Origin of the sequence: Pseudonocardia sp. NPDC049635, assembly GCF_040659795.1 — a bacterium.
In the GTDB taxonomy this organism is placed as follows: domain Bacteria; phylum Actinomycetota; class Actinomycetes; order Mycobacteriales; family Pseudonocardiaceae; genus Pseudonocardia.
In genome coordinates, this window is record NZ_JBFAON010000001.1 from 17,027 (window position 1) to 40,845 (window position 23,819).

The 23,819-nt window shown below is 74.3% G+C and carries 18 protein-coding genes and 1 pseudogene; 12 read left to right on the forward strand and 7 right to left on the reverse strand.

Going from position 1 to position 23,819, the window contains the following annotated elements; all coding sequences use genetic code 11:
* Positions 1 to 6: 6 nt before the first annotated feature.
* Positions 7 to 558, forward strand: coding sequence for a methyltransferase domain-containing protein (locus AB0J24_RS00085; protein ID WP_358672992.1), 552 nt, complete (start codon positions 7 to 9; stop codon positions 556 to 558).
* Between the two features lie 75 nt (positions 559 to 633).
* Here the strand turns inward: AB0J24_RS00085 and AB0J24_RS00090 are convergent, their stop codons facing one another.
* Complete coding sequence (locus tag AB0J24_RS00090; protein ID WP_358672996.1) at positions 634 to 1,623, reverse strand: YibE/F family protein; 990 nt, start codon at positions 1,621 to 1,623, stop codon at positions 634 to 636.
* Between the two features lie 1,148 nt (positions 1,624 to 2,771).
* On the opposite strand from AB0J24_RS00090, the gene AB0J24_RS00095 reads away from it, so the two are divergent.
* The 4 genes from AB0J24_RS00095 (at position 2,772) to AB0J24_RS00110 (ending at position 9,588) form a co-directional block, all read left to right on the forward strand.
* On the forward strand, positions 2,772 to 4,967 hold the full coding sequence (locus tag AB0J24_RS00095) for an intein-containing Rv2578c family radical SAM protein (RefSeq protein WP_358672999.1): 2,196 nt from the start codon (positions 2,772 to 2,774) through the stop codon (positions 4,965 to 4,967).
* A 125-nt stretch (positions 4,968 to 5,092) separates the two neighbouring features.
* The gene (gene aspS, locus AB0J24_RS00100; RefSeq protein WP_358673001.1) at positions 5,093 to 6,937 is read left to right on the forward strand and encodes an aspartate--tRNA ligase; all 1,845 of its coding nucleotides are present in this window, start codon (positions 5,093 to 5,095) and stop codon (positions 6,935 to 6,937) included.
* Positions 6,938 to 7,233: 296 nt separating this feature from the next.
* Complete coding sequence (locus AB0J24_RS00105; protein ID WP_358673003.1) at positions 7,234 to 8,433, forward strand: hypothetical protein; 1,200 nt, start codon at positions 7,234 to 7,236, stop codon at positions 8,431 to 8,433.
* 321 nt (positions 8,434 to 8,754) lie between these two features.
* Positions 8,755 to 9,588, forward strand: coding sequence for a Scr1 family TA system antitoxin-like transcriptional regulator (locus tag AB0J24_RS00110; RefSeq protein WP_358673005.1), 834 nt, complete (start codon positions 8,755 to 8,757; stop codon positions 9,586 to 9,588).
* Between the two features lie 48 nt (positions 9,589 to 9,636).
* On the opposite strand, the gene AB0J24_RS00115 is transcribed toward AB0J24_RS00110, so the two are convergent.
* Positions 9,637 to 10,548, reverse strand: a complete 912-nt coding sequence (locus AB0J24_RS00115) for an SAM-dependent methyltransferase (protein ID WP_358673007.1) — start codon at positions 10,546 to 10,548, stop codon at positions 9,637 to 9,639.
* Between the two features lie 98 nt (positions 10,549 to 10,646).
* On the opposite strand from AB0J24_RS00115, the gene AB0J24_RS00120 reads away from it, so the two are divergent.
* Positions 10,647 to 10,868 (forward strand): DUF397 domain-containing protein, encoded by a 222-nt coding sequence (locus AB0J24_RS00120; RefSeq protein WP_358673009.1) that lies wholly within the window; start codon positions 10,647 to 10,649, stop codon positions 10,866 to 10,868.
* A gap of 46 nt (positions 10,869 to 10,914) precedes the next feature.
* On the opposite strand, the gene AB0J24_RS00125 is transcribed toward AB0J24_RS00120, so the two are convergent.
* From AB0J24_RS00125 to AB0J24_RS00135, 3 genes are all read right to left on the reverse strand, one after another.
* A complete protein-coding gene (locus AB0J24_RS00125; protein ID WP_358673011.1) occupies positions 10,915 to 12,069 on the reverse strand; it encodes an aminotransferase class I/II-fold pyridoxal phosphate-dependent enzyme in 1,155 nt (384 codons plus the stop codon).
* The gene (locus AB0J24_RS00130; RefSeq protein ID WP_358673013.1) at positions 12,066 to 12,587 is read right to left on the reverse strand and encodes an Lrp/AsnC family transcriptional regulator; all 522 of its coding nucleotides are present in this window, start codon (positions 12,585 to 12,587) and stop codon (positions 12,066 to 12,068) included. Before AB0J24_RS00130 ends, AB0J24_RS00125 begins: the two co-directional genes overlap by 4 nt.
* Before the next feature lie 81 nt (positions 12,588 to 12,668).
* Complete coding sequence (locus AB0J24_RS00135; protein ID WP_358673015.1) at positions 12,669 to 12,881, reverse strand: hypothetical protein; 213 nt, start codon at positions 12,879 to 12,881, stop codon at positions 12,669 to 12,671.
* Between the two features lie 171 nt (positions 12,882 to 13,052).
* Between AB0J24_RS00135 and AB0J24_RS00140 the strand changes: the two genes are divergently transcribed.
* Both AB0J24_RS00140 and AB0J24_RS00145 read left to right on the forward strand, forming a co-directional pair.
* A complete protein-coding gene (locus AB0J24_RS00140) occupies positions 13,053 to 14,264 on the forward strand; it encodes a hypothetical protein (protein WP_358673017.1) in 1,212 nt (403 codons plus the stop codon).
* A 36-nt stretch (positions 14,265 to 14,300) separates the two neighbouring features.
* Positions 14,301 to 15,677 (forward strand): replication-associated recombination protein A, encoded by a 1,377-nt coding sequence (locus AB0J24_RS00145; RefSeq protein ID WP_358673019.1) that lies wholly within the window; start codon positions 14,301 to 14,303, stop codon positions 15,675 to 15,677.
* Between the two features lie 2 nt (positions 15,678 to 15,679).
* Here AB0J24_RS00145 and AB0J24_RS00150 read toward each other — a convergent pair whose 3' ends face one another.
* A complete protein-coding gene (locus tag AB0J24_RS00150) occupies positions 15,680 to 16,741 on the reverse strand; it encodes a S1 family peptidase (protein ID WP_358673021.1) in 1,062 nt (353 codons plus the stop codon).
* Between the two features lie 370 nt (positions 16,742 to 17,111).
* Here AB0J24_RS00150 and shbA point away from each other — a divergent pair.
* The 4 genes and pseudogenes from shbA to AB0J24_RS00170 all read left to right on the forward strand — a co-directional run.
* Positions 17,112 to 17,753, forward strand: a pseudogene (shbA, locus tag AB0J24_RS00155) (RNA polymerase sigma factor ShbA); the annotation flags it as partial.
* A 720-nt stretch (positions 17,754 to 18,473) separates the two neighbouring features.
* Positions 18,474 to 21,143, forward strand: coding sequence for an alanine--tRNA ligase (gene alaS / locus AB0J24_RS00160; RefSeq protein ID WP_358673023.1), 2,670 nt, complete (start codon positions 18,474 to 18,476; stop codon positions 21,141 to 21,143).
* Positions 21,140 to 21,577, forward strand: a complete 438-nt coding sequence (ruvX, locus tag AB0J24_RS00165) for a Holliday junction resolvase RuvX (RefSeq protein WP_358673025.1) — start codon at positions 21,140 to 21,142, stop codon at positions 21,575 to 21,577. Before alaS ends, ruvX begins: the two co-directional genes overlap by 4 nt.
* A 142-nt stretch (positions 21,578 to 21,719) precedes the next feature.
* On the forward strand, positions 21,720 to 22,850 hold the full coding sequence (locus AB0J24_RS00170; protein WP_358673027.1) for an endolytic transglycosylase MltG: 1,131 nt from the start codon (positions 21,720 to 21,722) through the stop codon (positions 22,848 to 22,850).
* Positions 22,851 to 22,985: 135 nt separating this feature from the next.
* Here the strand turns inward: AB0J24_RS00170 and AB0J24_RS00175 are convergent, their stop codons facing one another.
* Positions 22,986 to 23,819 carry a fused MFS/spermidine synthase gene (locus AB0J24_RS00175; protein WP_358673029.1) on the reverse strand — a complete coding sequence of 278 codons (834 nt, stop codon included), beginning with the start codon at positions 23,817 to 23,819 and terminating at the stop codon, positions 22,986 to 22,988.

A 23,819-nucleotide genomic window follows, 5' to 3' on the forward strand; every position in this document is an offset into this window, starting at 1 on the left:
GCCGCGATGGCCGCGTCGGACCGGGAGGACTGGGACCGCAGGCACGGGGCCGCCGGCGTCGGGACCGCGCAGCCCCCGGACGCGTTGCGCGGCAGGCTCGATCTCGTCCCCGGTTCCGGCCGGGCACTCGATGTCGCCTGCGGGCGTGGCGCGGTCGCGGTGTGGCTGGCCGGGCGGGGGCTCGACGTCGTCGCGGTCGACGTGTCACCGGCCGGGCTCGCCGCGGGGGCCCGGCTGGCCACCGCGGTCGCCCCGCCCGGCCGGATCCGCTGGGTCGAGGCCGACCTCGACGACGGGTTCCCCACCGAGGACGGCGTCTACGACGTCGTCGTCTGCCAGCGGTTCCGGGCGCCCGCCCTCTATCCGGTGCTGGCCGCCGCGGTCGCCCCGGGTGGGCTGCTCGCGATCACCGTGCGGTCCGAGGTCGGTGACAGCGGTGGCCGGTTCCGGGCGGCTCCAGGTGAACTCGTCGCGGCGTTCGGCGGGCCCGACGGGTTCGACGTGCTCGCCCACCACGAGGCCGACGGCGAGGCGCACCTGCTCGCCCGCCGTCCGTGACGGACCTGCCCGCCGCGGTCCCCCGGCGTCCCGGCCCGGTCCGGCGCCCGGGACGGCCGGTGTGCCGGCGGCGGATCAGCGGCGGGCCGCGACGAGGGCGGCCAGACCGGTGGTGACCGGCACCGCGGCGACCAGGCCGATGCTGCCCGCCAGCGTCCTGACGATCTCGGTGGCGACGTCCTGGCTGGTCAGCACGTCCGTCACGCCTCCGGCGGCGACCGAGAACAGCAGCATCAACGGCAGCGCAGCACCCGCGTAGGCGAGCACCAGGGTGTTCACCGCGGACGCGACGTGGTCGCGCCCGATCCGCATCCCGGCCGAGAACAGCTCACGGGCGCCCAGCTCCGGGTTCGCCGCGCCGAGCTCCCAGACCGCCGAGGCCTGGGTGACCGTCACGTCGTCGAGCGCACCGAGCGCACCGATGACCAGCCCGGCCAGCACCAGGCCGCGGGGGTCGATCGGGGCCCCGCCGAGGGTGCCGATGAGGTTGGCGGTGGTGTCGTCGAGCCCGGTGAGCCGCGCAGCGGCGGTGAAGCCGTAGCCGATCACCCCGATCAGGGCCAGCGACACGAGCGTGCCGAGCACCGCGCAGGACGTCCGGGCGCTGAACCCGTGGGTCAGGTACAGCACCACGAACATGATCAGGCAGGCGCCGGTCACCGCCACGGCGAGCGGTGGGCCACCGGAGAGGATCGCGGGGAGCACGAACCACAGCAGGATGGCGAACGTCAGCAGCAGGCTCACCAGGGCGGCGAACCCGCGCAGGCGCCCGAGCAGGACGACCGCCAGCGCGAACGCGGCCGCCAGCCAGATCAGCGCCGGCGCCCGCTGGAAGTCGTTGAGCTGGTAGGACCCGGCCGAGTCGGGATCGCCACCGGACCAGGCGAGCGTCACCGGGTCACCGACGGCGAACCGTGGGCTGGACGGCTCGTTCGGGACCAGCTGCACCAGGTCACGGCCGGCCCGCGGACCGTCGGTCATCGCGATCGTGACGCCGGTGCAGGCGCCGTCCCCGGAGCCGGGGGAGCAGTCCGCGATCGCGACGGCGGTGACGTCACCATGCACCTGCTGGGTCGGCGGGAGATCGGGGGTCGGGACGTCCCCGGGCCACAGCAGTGCGACACCGGCCAGCGTCGCGAGCGCACACGGGATCAGCAGCGCGACCAGCAGGTTCCGTACCCGACGTCCGGCCGGGGTGGGGCTGCCGTGCCCGTGCCCGTGCCCGTGCCCGTGCCCGGAGCGGGGGTCGTGACCCGGGCCCGCTCGGTGTGCACGGCCGGAGCCGGCCGGGGTGGCGGTCCGCCGCCCGGCCGGAGCGGACGCCCCGCGCGGTCCGGCGTCGTCCGGGCCGGGTTCCTCGGACCAGGGGTCGTCGTCCGGCGGGGACTCCGGATGCCGCCCCGACCGGCCGCTGCCGTGCAGCCCCCGGCCGGGGCGCCCACCGGGGCCGTGTGCTGCGTCGTGCGGGGCATCGTGCGCTGCCCCGCGGTGCGGGGATCCGGCGGCACCGTAGGATGTGCCGTGACCGCCGGTGTCCGGCCGCCCGCCGTCAGCGTCGCCCTCGACCGTCCGGACGTGGGGCGGCCGCCGGCCGGTCCCGCTCTCGCTGCCGTGTGTGGACGGGGGGCCCGCGCCGCGCGGACGGGTCGCGGGTGGACCGGTGCCGTCCGTCCGGGCACGGTGCCCGCGTGGCCCGGGTTCACCGGCACGGGTGCGTGGTGCGGCATCCCACGGGCGAGGTCCCGTCGGATCTCCGGCCGGGCCGGTCCCGGCGGTGCGCCTGCGCGAGCCGGCCCCGTGCGGGGCAGGATCGTGGCCGCGGCCCTCGGCAGCGCGTGGGCGGCGGCCCGCATGATCCGTTCCCGGGCCGGTGTCGGCGCGCCCGACCGGGTCGCCCGCCGTGGTGCGCGGGGTGTACACCCGGCCCCCGGACCGGCCGGGACCTGCCGGACGGTCCTCGGGGGAGGCCGCCGGGTCCGTCGTCCACCGGGGCCGGTCCGGTGCCCCGGGCCGGTGGTGCCTGCCGGTCCCGTCCGCCCGGCGTCGCCCACCGGTCGCCCGGTCCGGACGCGCGTCACCGGGAGACCGCTCGGGATCGTCGGGCTGCACCCCGGCATCCTCGCAAGTGATCACCCGGCGTCGGGACGGTGCTCGCCCGGAGGACACCGCCCGGCGACGACCGGTTGCCCGTCGTTCGAACTTGTGTTCGACTGATGCTCGTGCGGTGGAGCGGACAGCAGGTGGGGGCCGACGGGGTCGGGGCGGATGCGGTGCTGCCGGGGATGCGGGGTCTCCTGCGCTCGGTGCGGACACCGGAGTTCGCGGGGATGGTCTTCCACGAGGTGGAGGCACACTCGGCGCTGAACCGGGTGGCCTCGTCGTCACCGGTGCCGTTCGGGTGGACGGTGAACCCGTACCGGGGTTGCGCACACGCCTGTACCTACTGCCTGCACGGGGACACCCCGGTGCTGACGGCCGATGGCCGGGCCCGGCCGATCGCCGAGCTCCGCCCCGGTGACGAGGTGATCGGCACCGTGACCGACGGCCGGGGCCGCCGGCGGTTCGTGCGCACCCCGGTGCTGGCCCACTGGTCGACCCGTCGTCGCGCGCAGCGGGTGACGCTCGACGACGGGACGGTCCTGGTCACCTCGGCCGAGCACCGGTTCCTCACCGGCCGCGGCTGGGCGCACGTCCGGCCGGGGCGGTGCCGCTCGTCCGCGGACCGGCCGCACCTGAGCACCGGATCGGAGCTGGTCGGGCCCGGCTCGGCGGCGATGCCCGCGCAGCGTCACCCCGCGGGCTGGGCGGAGGGTTACCTGTGCGGCCTCGTCCGCGCGGACACGGCCCGCAGCGAGCGGTCCGTGGAGCCGTTCCCGTCGGCATGGGTCGAGCTGGAGGCACTCGCCCGGGCCCATCACCTGCTCACCTCGGGCAGCGCGGGGCGTCGGGCCGGTACGGCGGGTGCCCTCGGGCGGGCGACCGCGGGTGTCGGCGGCGCGGGTGTCGGCGCTGCCGCCCCGGTCGGTGGTGCCCCGGCGGGCGCCCGGCCGGGGGATGCCCGGCGGCCCGCGGTGCCGGCACCGCGCGCCTGCGGCGCCCGGCTGCTGCAGGACCGTGCGACGGCCTCGCCGGTGGAATGGCCGGAGCACCCGGGGCCGGGCTGGTCCGCCGGGTTCCTCGGCGGCGTGCTCGACGCGAGCGGTGAGGTGAGCGCTGGCGTCCTGCGGATCACCCCCGGTGACGAGCGACTGACCCGGGCGACGGTGCAGGCGTTGCGCCGGCTCGGGTTCCGGGTGGCCTCCGAACCGACCGGCCGCCCGGGAGGTCGGGCGCTGCGGGTGCTCGGCGGGGCCGCGGAGCAGCTGCGTCTGGTCGCGGTGGCCGATCCGGCCGTCTCCCGGGTCCGCGACGTCGCGGGCGCACTGGTCGAGCAACCGCCGGACGGTGCGCCCCGGGTGGTCGAGGTGCACGACACCGGTGAGATCGTGCCGATGTTCGACATCACCACCGGCACCGGCGACTTCGTCGCGGCCGGCGTGATCAGCCACAACTGTTTCGCCCGCAACACCCACACCTACCTGGACCTGGACGCGGGCGCGGACTTCGACTCGCAGATCGTGGTCAAGGTCAACGTCGCCCGGGTCCTGGAGCGGGAGCTCGCCCGCCCCGGATGGCGGCGGGAGCACGTCGCGATGGGCACCAACACCGACCCGTACCAGCGGGCCGAGGGCCGGTACCGGCTGATGCCCGGGGTGATCGCCGCGCTCGCCCGGTCCGGGACACCGTTCTCGGTCCTGACCAAGGGCACCGTGCTGGCCCGCGACCTGCCCGAGCTGGCCGCGGCGAACGCCGACGTCCGGGTCGGCACGGGTGTCTCGGTCGCGCTGCTCGACCGTGGACTGCAGGCCCGGCTCGAGCCCGGCACGCCGAGCCCGCGGGCGCGGCTGGACCTGGTCCGCCGGATCACCGATGCCGGCCTGGCCTGCGGTGTCATGGTCGCACCGGTGTTGCCGTGGCTCACCGACTCCGAGGACGCGCTCGACGCGCTGCTCGGTGAGATCGCCACCGCGGGGGCGCGCAGCGCGACGGTACTGGCGCTGCACCTGCGGCCGGGCACCCGCGAGTGGTTCCTGCAGTGGCTGGGCCGGGAGCACCCGGCGCTGCTGCCGCGCTACGAGCGGCTCTACCGGCGCGGTGCGTACGTGGGGCGCGACTACCGGGACGCGCTCGCCCGCCGGGTGGCGCCGTTGCTCGCCCGGCACGGGCTGGACCGGCCGGAGACGAGCCCGGATGATCGCGGAGGCGCACGGCAGGTGGCGACCACCCGGGATCCGGGACGGGCCCGGCGGGGGCCGCTCCCGCCGGTGGCACCGCCCGACCCGAGGGAGGGTCAGCTGAGCCTGATCTGACACCCGGGCGGACGAGCGGTCGCGCCGGCCCGATCACCCGGGTCCGGGCCCGGGCCCGACGCCCGAGCGGCCGGGCGCAAACCTGGTGGCGGGCCCTCCGGGGTGTGCGGATAGCCTTGTCCGCCGTGATGCGAACCCACCCCGTCGGCACGCTGCGTGCCGAGAACGCCGGCCAGACCGTGACCCTCGCCGGATGGGTGGCCCGCCGCCGGGATCACGGCGGCGTGATCTTCATCGACCTGCGCGACCGGTCCGGGTCCGCCCAGGTCGTGTTCCGCGAGGGCGAGATGGCCGAGCGGGCCCACCGGCTGCGCTCGGAGTTCTGCGTGCAGGTCGTCGGGACCGTCGTCACGCGCCCGGCCGGGAACGAGAACCCCGAACTGCCGACCGGTGACATCGAGGTCACCGTCACCGAGTTGACCGTCCTGTCCGAGTCGGCGCCGCTGCCGTTCCCGATCGACGAGCACAGCGATGTCGGCGAGGAGATCCGGCTGACGCACCGCTACCTCGACCTGCGCCGCCCCGGGCCGGCTGCGGCGATGAAGCTGCGCAGCGACGTCAACAAGGCGGCCCGTGACGTGCTGGCGGCCGAGGACTTCATCGAGGTGGAGACGCCGACCCTCACCCGCTCCACCCCGGAGGGCGCCCGCGACTTCCTGGTCCCCGCGCGGTTGCGCCCCGGATCCTGGTACGCCCTGCCGCAGAGCCCGCAGCTGTTCAAGCAGCTCCTCATGGTCGGCGGCCTGGAACGCTACTACCAGATCGCGCGCTGCTACCGCGACGAGGACTTCCGTGCCGACCGGCAGCCGGAGTTCACCCAGCTCGACATCGAGATGAGCTTCGTCGACCAGGACGACGTCATCGCGCTCGCCGAACGCGTGCTGGTCGCGGTCTGGAAGCTGGTCGGGCACGAGATCAGCACCCCCATCCCGCGGATGAGCTACGCCGAGGCGATGTCGCGCTACGGCTCCGACAAGCCGGACCTGCGGTTCGGTATCGAGTTGACCGAGCTGACCGACTACTTCGCGGGTACCGGTTTCCGGGTCTTCCAGAACCCCTACGTCGGGGCCGTCGTCATGCCCGGCGGGGCGTCGCAGCCACGCAAGGTGCTCGACGGCTGGCAGGAGTGGGCCAAGCAGCGCGGCGCCCGGGGACTGGCGTACGTGCTGATCGGCGAGGACGGTTCGGTCGACGAGCGGGGCCCGGTCGTGAAGAACCTCTCCGAGGCCGAGCGGGCCGGTCTGGCCGAGGCCACCGGCGCGAACCCCGGTGACTGCATCTTCTTCGCCGCGGGCACCCCGTCGGAGGCGCGCGCGCTGCTCGGCGCGGCCCGCGGCGAGATCGCCCGGCGGATCGACGCGATCGACTCGTCGGCCTGGTCGTTCGTGTGGATCGTGGACGCCCCGCTGTTCGAGTCGACCGCCGACAGCGACGACGTCGCCGTCGGGGCCGGGGCCTGGACGGCGCTGCACCACGCGTTCACCTCGCCCACCCCCGAGTGGATCGACACCTTCGAGCAGGACCCGGGCAAGGCGCTGGCCTACGCCTACGACATCGTCTGCAACGGCAACGAGATCGGTGGCGGGTCGATCCGTATCCACGACGCGGACGTCCAGAAGCGGGTCTTCGAGGTCATGGGGCTGTCCGAGGCCGAGTCGAAGGAGAAGTTCGGGTTCCTGCTCGACGCGTTCTCCTACGGCCCTCCGCCGCACGGCGGGATCGCGTTCGGCTGGGACCGGATCACCGCGCTGCTCGCCGGCAGCGACTCGATCCGCGAGGTCATCGCCTTCCCGAAGACCGGTGGTGGCTTCGACCCGCTGACCCAGGCGCCCGCCCCGATCACCGCGGCCCAGCGCAAGGAAGCCGGGGTGGACGCGCGTCCGGCCGCACCGGCGCCCGGTGGTTCGGCCCCCGGCAAGCCGGCAGAGACCGGTGGTGGCGCACCGGAGAAGCCCGGTCCCGCCGCCTGACCGGCCTTCGGGTGGCCGGCCCTGCCGGGCGGGCCACCCGGGGCCGGGGCCCCGGGTGGCCCAGGACACGCCGTGCCGGCCCACGGTCGTCGAACCGGGCCCAGGACGCCCGGTGCCGGCCCGCGGTCGTCGAACCGGGCCCAGGACGCCCGGTGCCGGCCCGCGGTCGTCGAACCGGGCCCGTGGAGCCCCGGGGTGGGGCCCGGCGGTGTGCCGCCCGTGGCCTCCGACCGGTTGGAGATCGAGCACGTCCGTCCCGAGGGGCGTGCCCGTCACGAGGGGTAAGGTCCCGGACGATGACCGATCCGCAGGCGACACCCGGTGCGGTCGCGGCGATGGCCGGTGCCGCGCGGCTGCTGTCCCGGCGGGCTGGATCGGAGATCGAGCTCTCGGACCCGGAGGACCTCGGCGGCAGCGGCCGCTCGGTCGTGGCCCGGGCGAGGATGGCGCAGAATCCCTTCTCGGACCGGCGCAGCGTGGTGATCAAGCAGTACGCGCCGCCCGGCCCCGGCGACGAGCCGATCGCCTCCGACCCGTACCGCTACGAGGTCGCGTCCTGTCAGCTGTTCACCGCGCTGCCCAGCGACGTCCGGCCCAGCCCGGTGATCATCGCCCACGATCCGGAGCAACGGCTGCTCGTGCTCGAGGACCTCGGGCGGAGCATGACCCTCGCGGACAAGTTGTTCGGCCCGGACCGGGAGGCCGCGCGGATCTGCCTGCTCGGCTGGGCCAGGGGGCTGGGCCGGATGCAGGCCGCCACCGCGGGCCGGGAGGGCGACTTCGGGGCGCTGCTGCGGCGGCTGGGGGAGAAGGTTCGCCGCGACCCGATCGCCGAGCAGGCCAGGGCAGCGCTTGCCGGGCTGCCCGCACTGCTCGCCGACTCCCTCGGGATCGAGGTGTCGGAGATGGCCGTGCTGGAGGCCCGCGGCGGCGTCCGCCTGCTCGGTGGTACCGGGTTCCGGGCCTTCAGCCCCTCCGACACCTGCCCGGACAACAATCTCGTCACCAGCCGCGGGGTGCGGTTCGTCGACTTCGAGTGGGGGTGCTTCCGGGACGTCGTGCTGGACGCCGCCTACGTCCGGGTGCCGTTCCCCGGCTGCGCGGCCAGTTTCGACCTGCCGTCCGCGGTGCGCGACCAGATGCTCGACGCGTGGCGCGCCGAGGTCGCCCCGGTCTGGCCGGAGCTCGACGACACCGAGCTCCTGGAGTCCCGGTTGACCGACGCGCACGTGCTCTGGGTGTGGTGGTCGACCTGGCAGCTGCTGCCCCGGGTGCTGCACCGGGACCGCCCGATCGGCCGGGACGCCGGCCGGTCGCCGCGGATCAGCACCGCGCTGCGCCACTACTGGCAGGGGCTGGGAGCCGCAACCGCGGAGACCGGCCGCGCCGCGACGGCGGAGCTCGCCGCCGCGATCGTCGCAGCGCTCGACGTGCGGTTCCCGGACGCGCCGTCCGAGCTGCCGGTGTTCCCGGCGTTCCGAACCGCCGACCGGTAGTCCGGCGCCGGTCCCGGACGGTCCGCCCGTGCTGGGACGACCCCTGGGACCGAACGAACCGCACCGGGACCGCTCAGCACCGCCGGCGACCGGGTCGAGGCCGGCTGAGTGCCCGCTGAGCAGCATCTCGACGCGCCGGACGCCGGGCTTGCGTCCCCGGTGTTCCGCCGTGAGATGATCCCGCCCAGGGGAGCCGGGCCACGTCATGGGCACGGCATGACACACTCTCCGTACACGTCCGTCCACGTTCCGGGGTGGTTGATGGGTTCCGGCGAGTCTCGTCCGAGCGGTGCGGCAGCTGCCGAGACCGCAACCGGGCCGGTGGCGTTACGCATCCTCGTCGGGACGCATCTGAAGCGCTTCCGGGAGGCCGCGGGCGTCAGCCGGGCGGTCGCGGCCGACCTGATCCGTGGTTCCGAGGCGAAGATCAGCCGGATGGAGTCCGGCCGGGTCGGGTTCAAGCAGCGTGACATCGCGGACCTGCTGACCCTCTACGGCAACATCGGCGAGACCGAACGGGAGGAGCTGCTGGTCCTCGCGCAGCGAGCGAGCGAGCCGGGCTGGTGGCAACCGTTCAGCGACACGATGCCCGACTGGTTCACCACCTACGTGGGACTCGAACAGGCGGCCGTCACCATCCGGACCTACGAGCCGCAGTTCGTTCCGGGCCTGCTGCAGACCGAGGGCTACGCGCGGGCCGTGATCGAGCTGGGGCGACCGGCCCCACCGGCGGAGGTCGAGCGCCGCGTCACGCTGCGGATGGAGCGGCAGCAGATCCTGGAAGGGGCGTCGGCGCCGGAGTTCTGGGCGGTCATCGACGAGGCGGCACTGCGCCGGCCGATGGGGAGCGACCAGGCCATGCGTGACCAGCTGGAGCACCTGCTGAAGGTCTCCGAGCTGCCGAACGTGACACTGCAGGTGCTCCCGTTCAACCAGAGCGGCGCCGCCGCGACGGGGGGCCCGTTCATCCTCCTGCGGTTCGCCGACACCGACCTGCCGGACATCGTCTACCTGGAACAGCTGACCAGCGCGCTGTACCTGGACAAGCGGTCCGACGTCGAGACCTATCTGGTGCTGATCGACCGGCTCGCCGCGGCCGCCCTCACGCCGCGTCGCTCGCAGGCGATGATCTCGTCGCTGCGCGGGATGTTCTAGGCGGCCGCCACCCCCGCTGGGCCGGTGCAGCGGCCGGGCGGGGGGTGGTCAGTTCTTGAAGGCGACCCCGCCGTACTCGATCCACTCCCTGGTGACCTGCACCTCGGGTGCCACATCGTCCGGGTGCCAGGTGGAGACCTCGACGATGCCGGGCTCCACCACCGACAGCCCACCGAACAGCGCTTCGACCTCGTCCGGCGTGCGCACCCGGCCCCAGTTGCCCTGGGTGTTGGCGAGCATCATGTCGGTGAGGCTGCGGCGCACGTCGGGATCGGTGCTCGCCAGGTGCGAGATGACGACCGCGCTGCCCTTCGGCAGCCGGTCCAGCACCCCGGCGACCAGACCGGCCGGGTCGTCGGAGTCCGGGATGCAGTGCAGGAACGACAGGAACAGCGCGGCGGTCGGGCGGCTGAAGTCCAGCAGCCGGGTGACCTCCGGGTCGCCGTAGACCGACGCGAAGTCGCGGACGTCGGCCTGTACGACGGTGGACGCGTCGTCCTGCTCCAGGAGTGCACGGCCGTGCGCGAGCACGATCGGGTCGTTGTCGATGTAGACCGTGCGCGCCGAGGGATCCACCGCCTGCGCGACCTGGTGCACGTTGTCCTGGGTGGGCAGGCCCGACCCGTGGTCGAGGAACTGCCGGATGCCGTGCTCCTGGGCGAGGTAGCGGACGGCCCGGATGAGGAAGCGCCGGTTGTTGATCGCGAGCGCCGCGGTACCGGGGGCGGCCTCGGACAGCGCGGCACAGGCCTGCCGATCGACCTCGTAGTTGTCCTTGCCACCGAGGTAGAAGTCGTACATGCGAGCGACGCTCGGAGTGCTGACGTCGACCTCGGACGGAGTGACCGACCGCGCTCGATCCATACCCGTGACTCTCCCCTGTTCGGCCGTTGCGGCGGCCGGGCCCGTTCCGTCCACCCCAGGACCCGGCGAGCCGATCGTAGCGGTTGCGTCACGCATTCGTGCCACCACCCGGACGTGTCGCGAAAGGCGAACGGGGGAGCGGGCGACTGCTACGGTTGCAATTGCATCAGTCCAGAACGTCGGGAGGGACCGCGATGAGCGAGATCGATCTGCCGGATGGCCTGCAGTGGCGGAAGAGCGTGCGCAGCAACCCGAACGGGGCGTGCGTCGAGGTCGCCCCGCTGCCGGGCGGGGGTGCCGCGGTGCGCAACTCGACCCGGCCGGACGGCGCGTACGTGACCTACACCCGAGCCGAGATCACGGCGTTCCTGCAGGGCGTGCACGACGGTGAGTTCGACGACCTGATCGCCCCCTGACCGCAGGACGACGAGGTGGCGGGCGCCGATCGGTGCCCGCCACCGCTCACAGGCGGCGCAGGAAGTTCCCGATCCGCTCGACGGCCTGTTCCAGCTGGGGCAGCGCCGTCGCGTACGAGCAGCGGATGTGCCCTGCGCCGGACGGGCCGAACACGGTCCCCGGCACCACGGCGACCGACTCCTCGCGCAGCAGCCGCTCCGCGAAGGTCTCCGCGTCGAGGCCGGACGAACGGATGCTGGGGAAGGCGTAGAACGCGCCGGCCGGCTCGGGGCACTCCAGCCCGGCCTCACGCAGCCCCTTCACGAACACCCGGCGTCGGCGGTCGTAGTCGGCGACCATCTCGGCGACGTCGGGCTCGGCGTTGCTCAGCGCCTCGACCGCGGCCATCTGCGAGACGTGCGGTGCGCACAGCATCGTGTACTGGTGCACCCGCAGGCACAGTTCGGCGATCGGCCCCGGGGCGGCGAGCCAGCCGACCCGCCACCCGGTCATCGCCTGGGCCTTGGAGAAGCCGCCCAGCACCACGGTGCGCTCCCGGGCGCCGGGCACCGCACCCAGACAGGTGTGCGTGCCCTCGTAGGTGAGCCGGTCGTAGATCTCGTCGGAGAGCAGGTACAGGTCGTGCCGCTCGGCGAGCGCGACCAGTGCGCGCAGGACCTCCGGTGGCTGCACGGCACCGGTCGGGTTGGCCGGCGAACCGATGAGGACCGCCTTGGTCCGGGGGGTCACCGCGGCCTCGACGGCGGCGACGTCGATCGCGAACCCGTCCTCGGCCCGGGTCGGCACGCCCACCGGCGTCCCACCGGCGAAGGAGACGCACGGCTGGTAGGCGACATAGCAGGGCTCGGGGACGATCACCTCCTCGCCCGGGTCCAGCAGGACCCGCAGTGCCAGGTCGAGTCCCTCGGAGACGCCGGTGGTGACCAGGCACTCGGTGGCCGGGTCGTAGTGGGCCTCGTACCGGGACGCGAGGTCGGCGCAGATCAGCTCGCGCAGCCGGGGGAGGCCGGCGTTGCCGGTGTAGGTGGTGTAACCACGTTCCAGGGCGTAGATGCCGGCTTCGCGGATCCGCCACGGCGTGACGAAGTCGGGCTCACCGACACCGAGGGAGATGACGTCGTCCATCTCCGCGGCGATGTCGAAGAACCGCCGGATGCCCGACGGCGGGATGGCGGTGATCGTGCTGTTGAGCGGCTTCACGGCGTCACCGGCAACCGGTGGTCGGCCTCCGGCTCGGCGAACGAGTCGCCGTCGCGCTTGTGCGTCGCCAGCACGAAGTGGGTGGCGGTGGAACGCACACGGTCGATCGTGGACAGCTTCTGCGACACGAAGTCGCTGATCGCCCGGATGTCCGGTCCGACGACCGTGCAGCGCAGGTCGTGCCCGCCGGAGACGAGGTAGCAGTCGCGGACCTCCTCGAACCGGGAGATGCGCGCGGCCACGTCGTCGAACCCGACCCCGCGGGCGGGTTCCACCGCGACGTCGATGAACGCCGTCACCCGGGCCCCCGCCCGGCCGGCGCCGGCGAGCGCTCCGTCGGAGGTGCCGTCCTCGTAGCGGGCCCAGTCCACGACCGCGCGATGGCGCCGGATCACGCCGGTCCGTTCCCACTCGGTGATCCGCGCGTCGACCTCGTCGACGGGCAGTCCGAGCATGGTCGCGACGGTGTCGTGGCTCAGGGAGGCGTCCCGTTCGAGCAACTCGAGGATCTCGCGCACGCGCCCGACCCTACGTCGGGCACGGGCGTTCCGAGGCCGGGACCACGCCGTCGGTGACGGAGCCGACTCCGCCGGGTCGGTTCAGGCTGCCCGGGCCGTCCGGTCCGGCACCGGTGCGGCCTCGCGGGCCGGGTCGAGCAGGCCGCACTCGAGGTCGACCAGCCGGGCCCGGGTGCACGGGCCGCAGACGTACACGACCCCGCCCGGGCCGTGATGGCTGCTCCAGCTCAGGTCATGGATGTCGGCGGCGGTCCGTGGCCGGGTGCAGAGCGGGCATCCGAGGATCGTGTCCATGCCCGGCAAGGGTGCACCGGCCGTGTTGCCGGGGGGTGACGCGGCGCGTCACCGGAGTTGCGTTCCGGCGACGATCCGGGGTCCGTGACGATCATCTGACCAGGTCACGAATCGGGTTCGGCTAGGTGAACCGGACGTGCGACAGCCGGTCGCACCTCTATCTTCGCGCGCATGAGCAGTGAGCCGTCAGCGGGCGGCGACCAGCAGGGGGCCGCGGGCTCGCCGGGCGACGCGGGTGCCGCGGGGTCCGGCGGCCCGGGATCCGGGCAGCAGCCCTTCGGTCACGGCCCGTACGGGCAGGCGCAGCACCCGCAGCCACCCCCCGGCGCGCCGGACCACCGTGGTCAGCAACCCGGCGGTGATCAGCCGTACGAGGTCCCGCAGTACGGCGAGCACCCGTACGGCGCCCCGCAGTACGGGCAGCAGTACGGGCAGCAGCCGTACGGGGCACCGCCATACGGGCAGCAGCACGGTGCGCCGGATGCCTACGGCCGGCACACCCAGGGCGCGTACGGCCAGCAGTCGTACCCGCCCGGTCAGCAGTACGGCGGCTATCCCGGCCAGCCGCCCGCCGGGCACCCCGGGATGCCGGCCCCGGCCGCGGGGACCTCCCCGGACCCGCTGGTGCCGTTCTCGCTCAACGACTGGATCTCCAAGATCGTCGGCGTGCTCCAGCGCAGCTGGAAGCCGCTGCTGGTCGTGCAGGCGGCGGTCTGGGTGCCGATCGCGCTGCTGGAGGCGGTGCTGCGGCTGCTCGGGCTGGGCGCCGATCCGGTGCCGGGCGCCTTCCCGGGTCTGGGCAGCCTCCTCGCCCTCGAGATGGCGAACCTGGTCACCACGGTGCTGACGATCGTGCTGGGTGCCCTCGGGATGCTGGCGACGGTGTACGTCGTCGTGCGGGACGCGGCGGGTCGGCCCTACGAGCCGCGGCAGGTGTGGGCGTTCGTGACCGACCGTGGCCTCGCGGCCGTCGGCTGGTTCTTCCTCGCGGGGCTGCTCGCCGGGATCGGGATGATCCTGCTGGTGCTCCCCGGCATCTACCTCATGACCGTGTTCTTCGGTGCGTTGGCCGGGGTGCTCGCGGTGGAGCGGGCCGGCATCGGCCGGACGTTCGCGTTGGTCAACCCACGGTTCTTCCCGGTGCTCGGCCGGGGTGCGCTGCTGGTGCTGACGCTCGTCGTGGCGAGCGTCCTGATCGGTCTGCTGACCGTGCCGTTCGCCTTCCTGAGCAGCGTTCTCGCCGAGCTCGTCTACTCCGTGCTGTTCATCCCGCTCGGTGCGGTGTTCGGTGCGGCCGCCGTGGTCACCTACGCGGAGAACCGGTTCCACGAGCACAACCCGGTGCACACCCCCGTCCTGGCGGACGAGATGGAGCGCGCCTGACCGTCCTCCGGTCCCGTCCTGGCAGGCTGGGCGGTGATGAGTAGCGACGGCCTGTTCGACATCGATCCCGGGCCCGGGGCGGACGGCCCCGACGACGGCCCCCGCCCGGACGCCCCGCTGGCGGCCCGGATGCGTCCACGGACCCTGGACGAGGTCGTGGGCCAGGCCGACCTGTTGAAGCCCGGCGCCCCGCTGCGCCGCCTGCTCGACGGCGGCGCGGCGGCGTCGGTCCTGCTCTACGGGCCGCCCGGCACCGGCAAGACCACCCTCGCCCGGCTGATGGCCGGCGCCGGTGGTGCCGGTCCCGGTGTGCCCGCCCGGCACTTCGTCGCGCTGTCCGCGCTCTCGGCCGGGGTGAAGGAGCTGCGAGCGGTCATCGAGGACGCCCGGCGCAGGCGCGACCGCAGCGGCACCACGACCGTCCTGTTCATCGACGAGGTGCACCGCTTCTCCCGTACCCAGCAGGACGCGCTGCTCGGCGCGGTGGAGGACCGGCTGGTGCTGCTGGTGGCGGCGACCACGGAGAACCCGTCGTTCTCGGTGGTGTCACCGCTGCTGTCCCGTTCGCTGGTGCTCCAGCTGCGGTCCCTGGACGAGGACGACGTCCGTCGGCTGCTGCGGCGCGCCGTCACCTCCGAGCGCGGGCTGAACGGCACGGTGGAGCTGGCGCCCGAGGGGGAGGACGCGCTGGTGCGGCTGGCCGCGGGGGACGGCCGTCGCGCGCTCACCGCGCTCGAGGCCGCCGCCGACGGGGTGCTCGGCGCGGGCGGTTCCGTCGTCGACCTGGACGCCGTCGAGCGGGCCGTCACCGAGGTCGCCGTCCGCTACGACCGGGCCGGGGACCAGCACTACGACGTCATCAGTGCGTTCATCAAGTCCATCCGTGGCTCGGACCCGGATGCGGCCCTGCACTACCTGGCCCGCATGATCGTCGCCGGGGAGGACGCCCGGTTCATCGCGCGCAGGCTGATGGTGCACGCGTCGGAGGACATCGGTCTCGCCGACCCGACCGCGCTGCCCGCCGCGACCGCCGCCGCACAGGTCGTGCAGCTGGTCGGGATGCCGGAGGCCCGGCTCGCGCTGGCCCAGGTCACCGTGCACCTGGCGACCGCGCCGAAGTCCAACGCCGTGATCACCGCGATCGACGCGGCGATGGCCGACGTCCGGGCCGGGAAGGTCGGCGCCGTGCCGGCCCACCTGCGGGACGGGCACTACGCGGGCGCGCAGAAGCTGGGCAACGCGGTCGGCTACCGGTACCCGCACGACGACCCGGACGGGGTGCTGCGCCAGCAGTACCCGCCGGACGACGTGGTCGGGACCGACTACTACACACCGTCGGGCCGGGGGTTCGAGCGGACGCTCGCCGAGCGGGTCCCGAAGCTGCGCCGGATGGTCCGGGGTAGCGGTGACTGATCTCAGCCGGTGGTCAGCGTCAGGCCCAGCGCGCTGGTCGCGGTCCGGACCGGGGTGAAGTAGCTGGTGCAGTTGCCCGAACCGCCCGCACCGGTGTGCACGCCCTGTGCCTGACCGTTCGAGGTGATGTAGGGCGCGCCGGAGTCGCCCTCCTGCGCGCACGCCCCGACGGCGGTCAGGCCGGACTGCTGCTCGCCCTCGAAGTTGACGGTCACGTCGGTCCGCTGCACGGTCCCGCAGGACCGGCCGCTGGTGGAGCCGTGCAGGCAGACCGACGACCCGACGGGTGCGACGGAGGTACCGCGGACCCGGGTCCCGGCGACCGTCGGTGACACGCTGCCCTGCTCGACCGGGATCGCACCGACGTCGATACCGGCGCCCGCGGTACGGGCGCTCGACCCGATGGTGCTCCGGTCGGCCGCGTACCAGGTGGTGGAGCCGCGCACGCAGTGGCCGGCCGTGATCACCCAGTCGCCCGCGGAGTCGGACGCGGCGAAGCCCGCCGTGCACCGCCTGCTCCCGTCGCTGATGGTGTCTCCGCCGGCCACCGCCGCCTGCCGTTGCGGCGCCGCCGGAACCTGCTCGACCCGCACCACGGCCGGGTCCAGGCCGGCGGTGAGCTCGCGCACGAGCCGGTCCGCGTCCGTTCCCTCGACGACGTCGAGCACCACCTGTTCGGTCCGCGGGTCGATCCCGTAGGCCGCCAGCCCCTCCGGCACGGTGGCCGCGGTGCGGGTGTCGAGCTCGCGCAGCGCGGCCGAGGGGTCACGCGGGGGCCCGTCGCGGACGACCGGTGTGGCACCCAGCGCCTGCAGCCCCGGGGCGACGGCCGGGTCCCAGGTGCCCGCCATCAGCTTGCCGTCCTCGAACCAGGTCCCGGCGAGGGAGCCACCCGCCGCCTCGACGACCGCGGGCACCAGGTCCGCGGCGGCCGCCTCGCTGAGCACCGGAAGGTCCACCGGCAGCACCGGCGCCGCCGCGGCGGGGACGGCGACGCCCAGAGCGATCACGGCGGCCCCGGCGAGAGCGACGAGCGACAGGCGGTGCGGGCGGCGCAGCGGCACGGAGGTGGTCCTTCTGGGGAGCGGGCGGGGCACCCGGTTCAACGAGCCCGCGGCCGTCGGGGTCACGTTCCGCGGCGACACCGGAAGGAGTGACAGACAGTGGACGCCTGATCGGCGCATAGGTTGCCTCGATGAGCCGGAAACGACTACCCCGCGTCGCTACATACCGCAAATTGAGCATGTTGATTGACCCCGATCGGGTGTGTCGCCAGGGTTGATCGCAGGACGGGGTGCGGCCGAGCGGCCCTGCGGGCCGCCGGACCCCGGCAGAGGACACCGAGCGGGCCGACCGTCGCTCCGGGAACGGGGAGGACCGGCGGTATCGCGGGGACGGGATGCGGCGGGTCCGCATCGGAGGAGCGCTGGCACGATGCATGACGGACTCGCGGTGAGCGGACCGGCCGTGACCACCGGCCCTGCCCGGGACGGTGGTGGCGAGCCGGCCGGGTCGGTGCGCACCACGCCTGCTCCCGACCTGCTCCCGCCGGAGCTCCTGCAGGCGGCCGTCGCCGGTGACCCGCGGGCGGTCGCGCTGCTGCTCTCCCGGGTCCAGCCGCAGGTCGAGCGCTTCTGCCGGGCCCGGCTCGGGCGACGGGAGACGACCCTCGGGTCGGCCGACGACGTCGCGCAGGAGGTCTGCATGGCGGTGCTCGCCGTGCTGCCCGACTACCGCCTCTCCGGCATGTCGTTCCGCGCGTTCGTGTTCGGGATCGCCCGGCACAAGATCGCCGACGCGTTCCGGGCGATGGCGCGGAACCGGTGCGACGCGGTGGAGGAGCTGCCCGAGCAGATCGGTCGCGAGGAGGACCCCGAGCAGGTGGTGCTGGACGCCGAACGCAACGACCGGCTCAGCGAACTGCTGGGCATCCTCGGCAAGCGCCAGGTCGAGATCCTCACCCTGCGGATCGCGGTCGGCCTGACGGCCGAGGAGACCGCCGACGCGCTCGGATCGACGCCGGGCGCGGTCCGGGTCGCGCAGCACCGGGCCCTGCAGCGGCTGCGCCGCGAGCTGGAGGACCGGGCCGCCCGCCGGGACGCGGCCCCGGTGGCGGAGCACCCGCCCGCCCGGCCGCAGCCGGCCCGGTCCGCCGCCCCCACGCCGAGCCCGGTGCGACCGGCCGTCCCCGCCACGAGCACCGCACCGTCGGCTGCGGTGCCGGCAGCGCCGGCTCGGCCGGCACAACCGGTACCGGCGCGGCCCGCGGGGGCGGTCGTCCCGGCACCGCGAGCCCCGCGGCGGCAGCCGCACGACCCGGTCGGTCTGCCGGTCGCGGTCTGATCCGGCGCGGGCACGTCGGACTGGGCGGTCCCGGCCCCAGGCGCCGGCTGGTAGCGGGGCCCCGGCAGGTGACGTCCGCCGGAGGACCGCTGTCGCGCGGTGTGCCGCCCCACCCGGACGGCCCGGCCGCACCCTCCGGCTGTCCCGCGGCCCGGAGGCCGGGGAGTAACCTGGTCCACAGTTGCCGGGTCGGCCGGATCGAGGGGAGGGCCGCGTGACCAGCACCGCAGTGATCACCCGGGCACTGTCGTCCCGGGCGCTGACGCATCACGCGTCGTCGTCCCGGCCCGGCGAGCCCCGCCCGGGGCGAGCACCCGGCGCGGGCAGCTGACACTGCCCGCGATCGGTGAGCCTCCCGGCGCGCCCGCGTCGTCCCCGCCGTACGGTGTCCCCGCGCAGCGACCCCGGTCGCCGGCGCAGCCCGTCGCCGTACCCGTCACGAGAGACCTTCCGGTGCAGACCCACGAGATCGTCCGTCGCTTCACCGCCCACTTCGAGCAGGCCGGGCACACGCCCGTGCCGAGCGCCTCGCTGATCCTGGAGGATCCGCAGCTGCTGTTCGTGAACGCGGGCATGGTCCAGTTCAAGCCGTACTTCCTCGGTGACGTGCCCGCGCCGTACCCGCGCGCCACGTCGATCCAGAAGTGCGTCCGCACACCGGACATCGACGAGGTCGGCAAGACCACCCGGCACGCCACGTTCTTCCAGATGGCGGGCAACTTCTCCTTCGGTGACTACTTCAAGCGCGGCGCGATCGAGTACGCCTGGTCGCTCATCACGAAGAGTCAGGACGACGGCGGTTACGGCTTCGACCCGGAACGCATCTGGGTGACCGTCTACCAGGACGACGACGAGGCGATCGAGCTCTGGAAGGAGATCGCCGGCCTGCCCGAGGCGCGGATCCAGCGCCGCGGCGGCGACGACAACTACTGGGACATGGGCGTGCCCGGCCCCGGCGGACCCTGCTCGGAGATCTACTTCGACCGCGGCCCGGAGTTCGGCGCCGACGGCGGCCCGGAGGCCGACGAGGACCGCTACCTCGAGATCTGGAACCTCGTCTTCATGCAGGACGAGCGCGGCGAGCTGTCCCCGAAGAAGGGGCACCCGCCGATCGGGGAGCTGCCGCACAAGAACATCGACACCGGCATGGGCGTCGAGCGGGTGGCGTTCCTGCTGCAGGGCGTGGACAACGTCTACGAGACCGACCTGGTGCGCCCGGTCATCGCCAAGGCCGAGGAGCTCTCCGGCAAGCGCTACGGGCAGGACCCGGAGGACGACGTCCGGTTCCGGGTCATCGCCGACCACGCCCGGTCGTCGGTGATGATCGTCGGTGACGGCGTCACCCCCGGCAACGAGGGCCGCGGCTACGTGCTGCGCCGGCTGCTGCGCCGGATCGTGCGCTCGGCCCGGCTGCTCGGCGTCACCGGGCCGTGCCTGGGCGAGTTCGCCGCCGTCGTCCGGGACGCGATGTCGCCGACCTACCCCGAGCTGGCGAGCGACTTCGAGCGCATCTCCGCGGTGATCCGGGCCGAGGAGGAGACCTTCCGGGCCACTCTGACGGCCGGCGAGCGGATCTTCTCCGGCGCCGTCGAGGAGGCCCGCCGCGAGCGGCGCACCGTGCTGCCCGGCGACCAGGCCTTCCAGCTGCACGACACCTACGGGTTCCCGATCGACCTGACCCTGGAGATGGCGCAGGAGGCCGGGCTCTCGGTGGACCGCGAGCGGTTCGCGGCCCTGATGGACGAGCAGCGCACCCGCGCCAAGGCCGATGCGGCCGGGCGCAAGGTCGGTTTCGTCGACGCCTCGGTGTACCGGGCGGTGCTCGACACGCACGGTGCCACCGACTTCCTCGGCTACCAGACGGAGCGCTCGGAGGCCCGGATCGTCGGGCTGTTGCGCGACGGCGCGACGGTGCCCGCCGCCGAGGAGGGCGACGCCGTCGAGGTGTTGCTCGACCGGACACCGTTCTACGCCGAGGCCGGCGGCCAGCAGGCCGACACCGGCGTGCTCAGGGGTGCCTCGTTCGAGATCCGGGTGGACGACGTCCAGTCCCCGGTGGCCGGCCTGCGGGTGCACCGCGGTGCCGTCACCGCCGGGACCGTGACCTTGGACTCCGAGGTCGTCGCCGAGGTCGACCGGGCCCGCCGGGCCGCGATCTCCCGTGCGCACACCGCCACCCACCTGGTGCACGCCGGGGTGCGCGGTGCGCTGGGCAGCGCCGCGGCGCAGGCCGGTTCGCTGAACGCCCCTGGCCGGCTGCGGTTCGACTTCACCTCGCCCACCGGGGCCGTCGACCCGGCGGCGCTGGTCGAGATCGAGGAGGAGGTCAACTCGGTCCTGCAGTCCGACCGGGAGGTCCAGACCTACGAGACGACCATGGACGAGGCCCGCAAGCTGGGCGCCATGATGTTGTTCGGCGAGAAGTACGGCGACCGCGTCCGGGTGGTGGACATGGGCGACTACTCGCGCGAGCTCTGCGGCGGCACCCACGTGCGTCGCACCGGTGAGATCGGGCTGGTCCGGGTGCTGTCCGAGGCGTCCATCGGCTCCGGCGTGCGCCGGGTCGAGGCGCTCGTCGGGCTGGACGCGTTCCGGCACGCCACCACCGAGCACCTGCTGGTCAACCAGCTCGCCGAGCAGCTCAAGGCCCGGCCCGAGGAGCTGCCGGACCGGATCGCCGGCCTCGTCGAGCGGCTGCGCACCGCCGAGCGGGACCTGGAGAAGCACCGCGCCGACGCGGTCCTCGCCTCGGCCGGGACCCTTGCCCAGCAGGCCGAGGACCTCGACGGGACCGCGCTGGTCGCCGTCACCGCGCCGGACGGCGTCGGCGGCAACGACCTGCGGACCCTGGCGGCCGACGTCCGCGGCAAGCTCGGTGACCGGCCCGGTGTGGTCGCGTTGTTCGCGGTCGACCCGCAGAACGCGGGCAAGGTGTCCTTCGTCGTCGCCACCACCAGGGCCGCCCGGGACGCCGGGCTCGCGGCCGGGAAGCTGATCGGCGAGTTCGCGCCCGCCGTCGGCGGGCGCGGTGGTGGCAAGCCCGATCTGGCGCAGGGCGGTGGCACCGATCCGTCCGGGATCGACGCGGCGATCCAGAAGCTGCGCGCCGTCGTCCGCGGATGAGCAGCTCGCGCGGGCGACGCCTGGGAATCGACGTCGGCGCCGTCCGGGTCGGGGTCGCGATGTGTGATCCCGACGGGATCCTCGCCACCCCGGTGGAGACCGTCCCGCGCGGTGAGCGGGACGGTTCCGACGAGCCCGCCGTGCGCCGGATCGCGGAGCTGGTGGCCGAGCACGACGTCGTCGGCGTCGTGCTCGGTCTGCCGCGGAACCTGCGCGGTGAGGACGGCCCGGCGGCGCAGGCGGCCCGCGAGTTCGCGACCGCACTGCAGGCCGGGCTGGACGTCCCGGTCGAGTTCACCGACGAGCGGTTGACGACCGTCGTCGCCGCCCGCCAGCTGTCCGGGCGCGGGGTGAAGGGGCGCAAGCAGCGGGCCGTGGTGGACCAGGCCGCCGCCGTGCAGATCCTGCAGGGCTGGCTGGACGCGCGACGCTGACCCGGTGCACCGGACATGATCGACATCAGCGGCCCGGTGCTCGCCCGGGTCACCGGACCGTTACCCTCCATGCCGTGACCGGCGCCGGCGAGAACGACGTGAACCGACGATCCCGGACACGGGACCGGGCGTGAGTGCGTCGGTGACCGCTCCGCCCGTCCGCCACCGCCCGACGCCCGTGCACTACCGCAGGCGGCGGCTCGCGCTGCTCGCCTCGGCGCTCCTGGCCGGCGCGGTCCTGGTGGCCGCGGCGGTGTTCCTGAGCGGGCCGGACGACTACGTCGGGTCCGGCAGCGGGTCGGTGGTCGTCCGGGTGCAGGCCGGTGACCCCACCAGCGCCATCGGTGAGCGGCTGGTCGCCCAGGACGTCGTGAAGTCCCGGGCGGCGTTCCTGGAGGCGGCGGCACGGGAGTCGGGCATCCAGCGGGTCCAGCCCGGTTTCTACGAGCTGCGCTCGCAGATGTCCGGCGGCGCCGCGGTCGAGGGCCTGCTCGACCCGCAGCGCCGGGTCGGGTTCATGGACGTCAAGGGTGGCGTGCAGATCGACGACACCAGCGCTCCCGACGGCACCGTCAGCCCGGGTGTGCTCTCCCAGATCTCGCGGGCGACCTGCCTCGGCGCTGCCGACGGTGAGCCCGTCTGCACCGGCGTCGACGAGCTGCGGGCCGCGATGGCCGCCGCCGACCCGGCCGACCTGGGCGTGCCCGAGTGGGCGCACGAGGGCTACCGCAACGCGGCCCCCGAGCGCCGGATGGAGGGTCTGGTCGCCCCCGGGCCCTACGACGTCGACCCGCAGGGTGCCCCGCAGGACGTGCTGCGTGAGGTCCTCACGATCTCCGCGGAGCGGTTGGCGGAGGCCGGACTGTCCGGCGAGGGCGCCTACCGGACGCTGATCGTGGCCTCGATCGTCGAGAAGGAGGCCCTCGACCCGGACATGCCCCGGGTGGCCCGGGTGATCGAGAACCGGCTGGCGGCGAACCAGCGCCTGGAGATGGATTCGACCGTCAACTACCCGCTCGACGTGCAGGCGCTGCGCACCACCGCCGAGGCCCGCGGCACCCCGGGCCCGTACAACACCTACCTCAACACCGGGCTGCCGCCGACCCCGGTGGCGTCGGTGTCGGTCACCGCGCTGCGGGCCGCGGAGAACCCGCCGGAGGGGCCGTGGCTGTTCTTCGTGCGCTGCACCACCGAGGGGGAGTCCTGCTTCGCCGCGAGCTACGAGGAGCATCTCGCCAACGTGGCCCGCGCTCGCGAGGTCGGCGCGTTCTGAGGGGTCGGGAACGGCGCCGCTCGCCGTCCGTCCCGGGTAACGTCCTGACGCTCAGGGGTCAGGTGACCGCGGGCGGTTGCGCTGCCCTGCCGAGCAGGCCCCGTGTCGGATCTCCGGGTCAGCCGCCCCGGGGCCTCACTGCCCCCAGAGACCGGCCGGGGGCTTCGGTGAGGGTGCTGCCGTCGCGTCGGTGACGGCCGCGGCGCCGCGGGCCAGCGCCCGGGTGGCGGAGTCGTCGAGCACCCGGGCGGGGAACGGATCGGCCGCGGCCCGGCGGGTCAGCCCGGGGACCGGGAGCTCCCGGTCCGACCCGGCCAGAACGAGGTTGCCGAACCGGCGGCCGTGCAGCACGTCCGGCGCCGCGATCAGGGCCAGCTCGCCGAACGCCGCACCCGCGGTGGCGATCTGCCCCGGCAGGAACGGCCACGGCGCACCGTCGCCGAGGTTCGCGACGTGGATCCCGGTGGGGGCGAGCACCCGCCGGACGGCGTCCAGGAACTGCGCCGTCGTCACCTGGGCCGGGGTGCGGGCCCCGGCGAAGACGTCGAGCACGACGAGGTCGAACGCCCCGGCCGGGAACAGGCCCAGGCTCGCGCGGGCCTCCGCGGTCACGATCCGCAGACCGTCGCTCTCGTCCGGGCCGGGCAACCGGTGCGCGACCAGCTCGACCAGTGCGGCGTCGAGTTCGACGACGGTCTGCGCCGAACCGGGGCGGGTCGCGGCCAGGTAGCGGGCCAGTGTCCACGCACCGCCGCCGAGGTGCAGCACCCGCAGCGGCACGGCGGGCGGGGCGGCCAGGTCGGCGACGTGTGCGATCCGCCGGACGTACTCGAACTCCAGGTGCTCGGGATCGTCGAGGTCGACGTGTGACTGAGCGGTGCCGTCGAGCAACAGGGTCCACGACCGCGGACGGTCCGGATCCTGCACCAGCTCGGCGATGCCGTGCTCGACCTCGGTACCGGTGCCCAC

Coding starts and splice junctions, on each gene's coding strand:
- AB0J24_RS00140 (WP_358673017.1), top strand. CDS start 13,053: ATGAGCAGTGAGCCGTCAGCGGGCGGCGACCAGCAGGGGGCCGCGGGC.
- AB0J24_RS00120 (WP_358673009.1), top strand. CDS start 10,647: ATGAGCGAGATCGATCTGCCGGATGGCCTGCAGTGGCGGAAGAGCGTG.
- AB0J24_RS00115 (WP_358673007.1), bottom strand. CDS start 10,548: ATGCGTGACGCAACCGCTACGATCGGCTCGCCGGGTCCTGGGGTGGAC.
- AB0J24_RS00105 (WP_358673003.1), top strand. CDS start 7,234: ATGACCGATCCGCAGGCGACACCCGGTGCGGTCGCGGCGATGGCCGGT.
- ruvX (WP_358673025.1), top strand. CDS start 21,140: ATGAGCAGCTCGCGCGGGCGACGCCTGGGAATCGACGTCGGCGCCGTC.
- AB0J24_RS00135 (WP_358673015.1), bottom strand. CDS start 12,881: ATGGACACGATCCTCGGATGCCCGCTCTGCACCCGGCCACGGACCGCC.
- AB0J24_RS00085 (WP_358672992.1), top strand. CDS start 7: ATGGCCGCGTCGGACCGGGAGGACTGGGACCGCAGGCACGGGGCCGCC.
- AB0J24_RS00145 (WP_358673019.1), top strand. CDS start 14,301: ATGAGTAGCGACGGCCTGTTCGACATCGATCCCGGGCCCGGGGCGGAC.
- AB0J24_RS00095 (WP_358672999.1), top strand. CDS start 2,772: ATGCTCGTGCGGTGGAGCGGACAGCAGGTGGGGGCCGACGGGGTCGGG.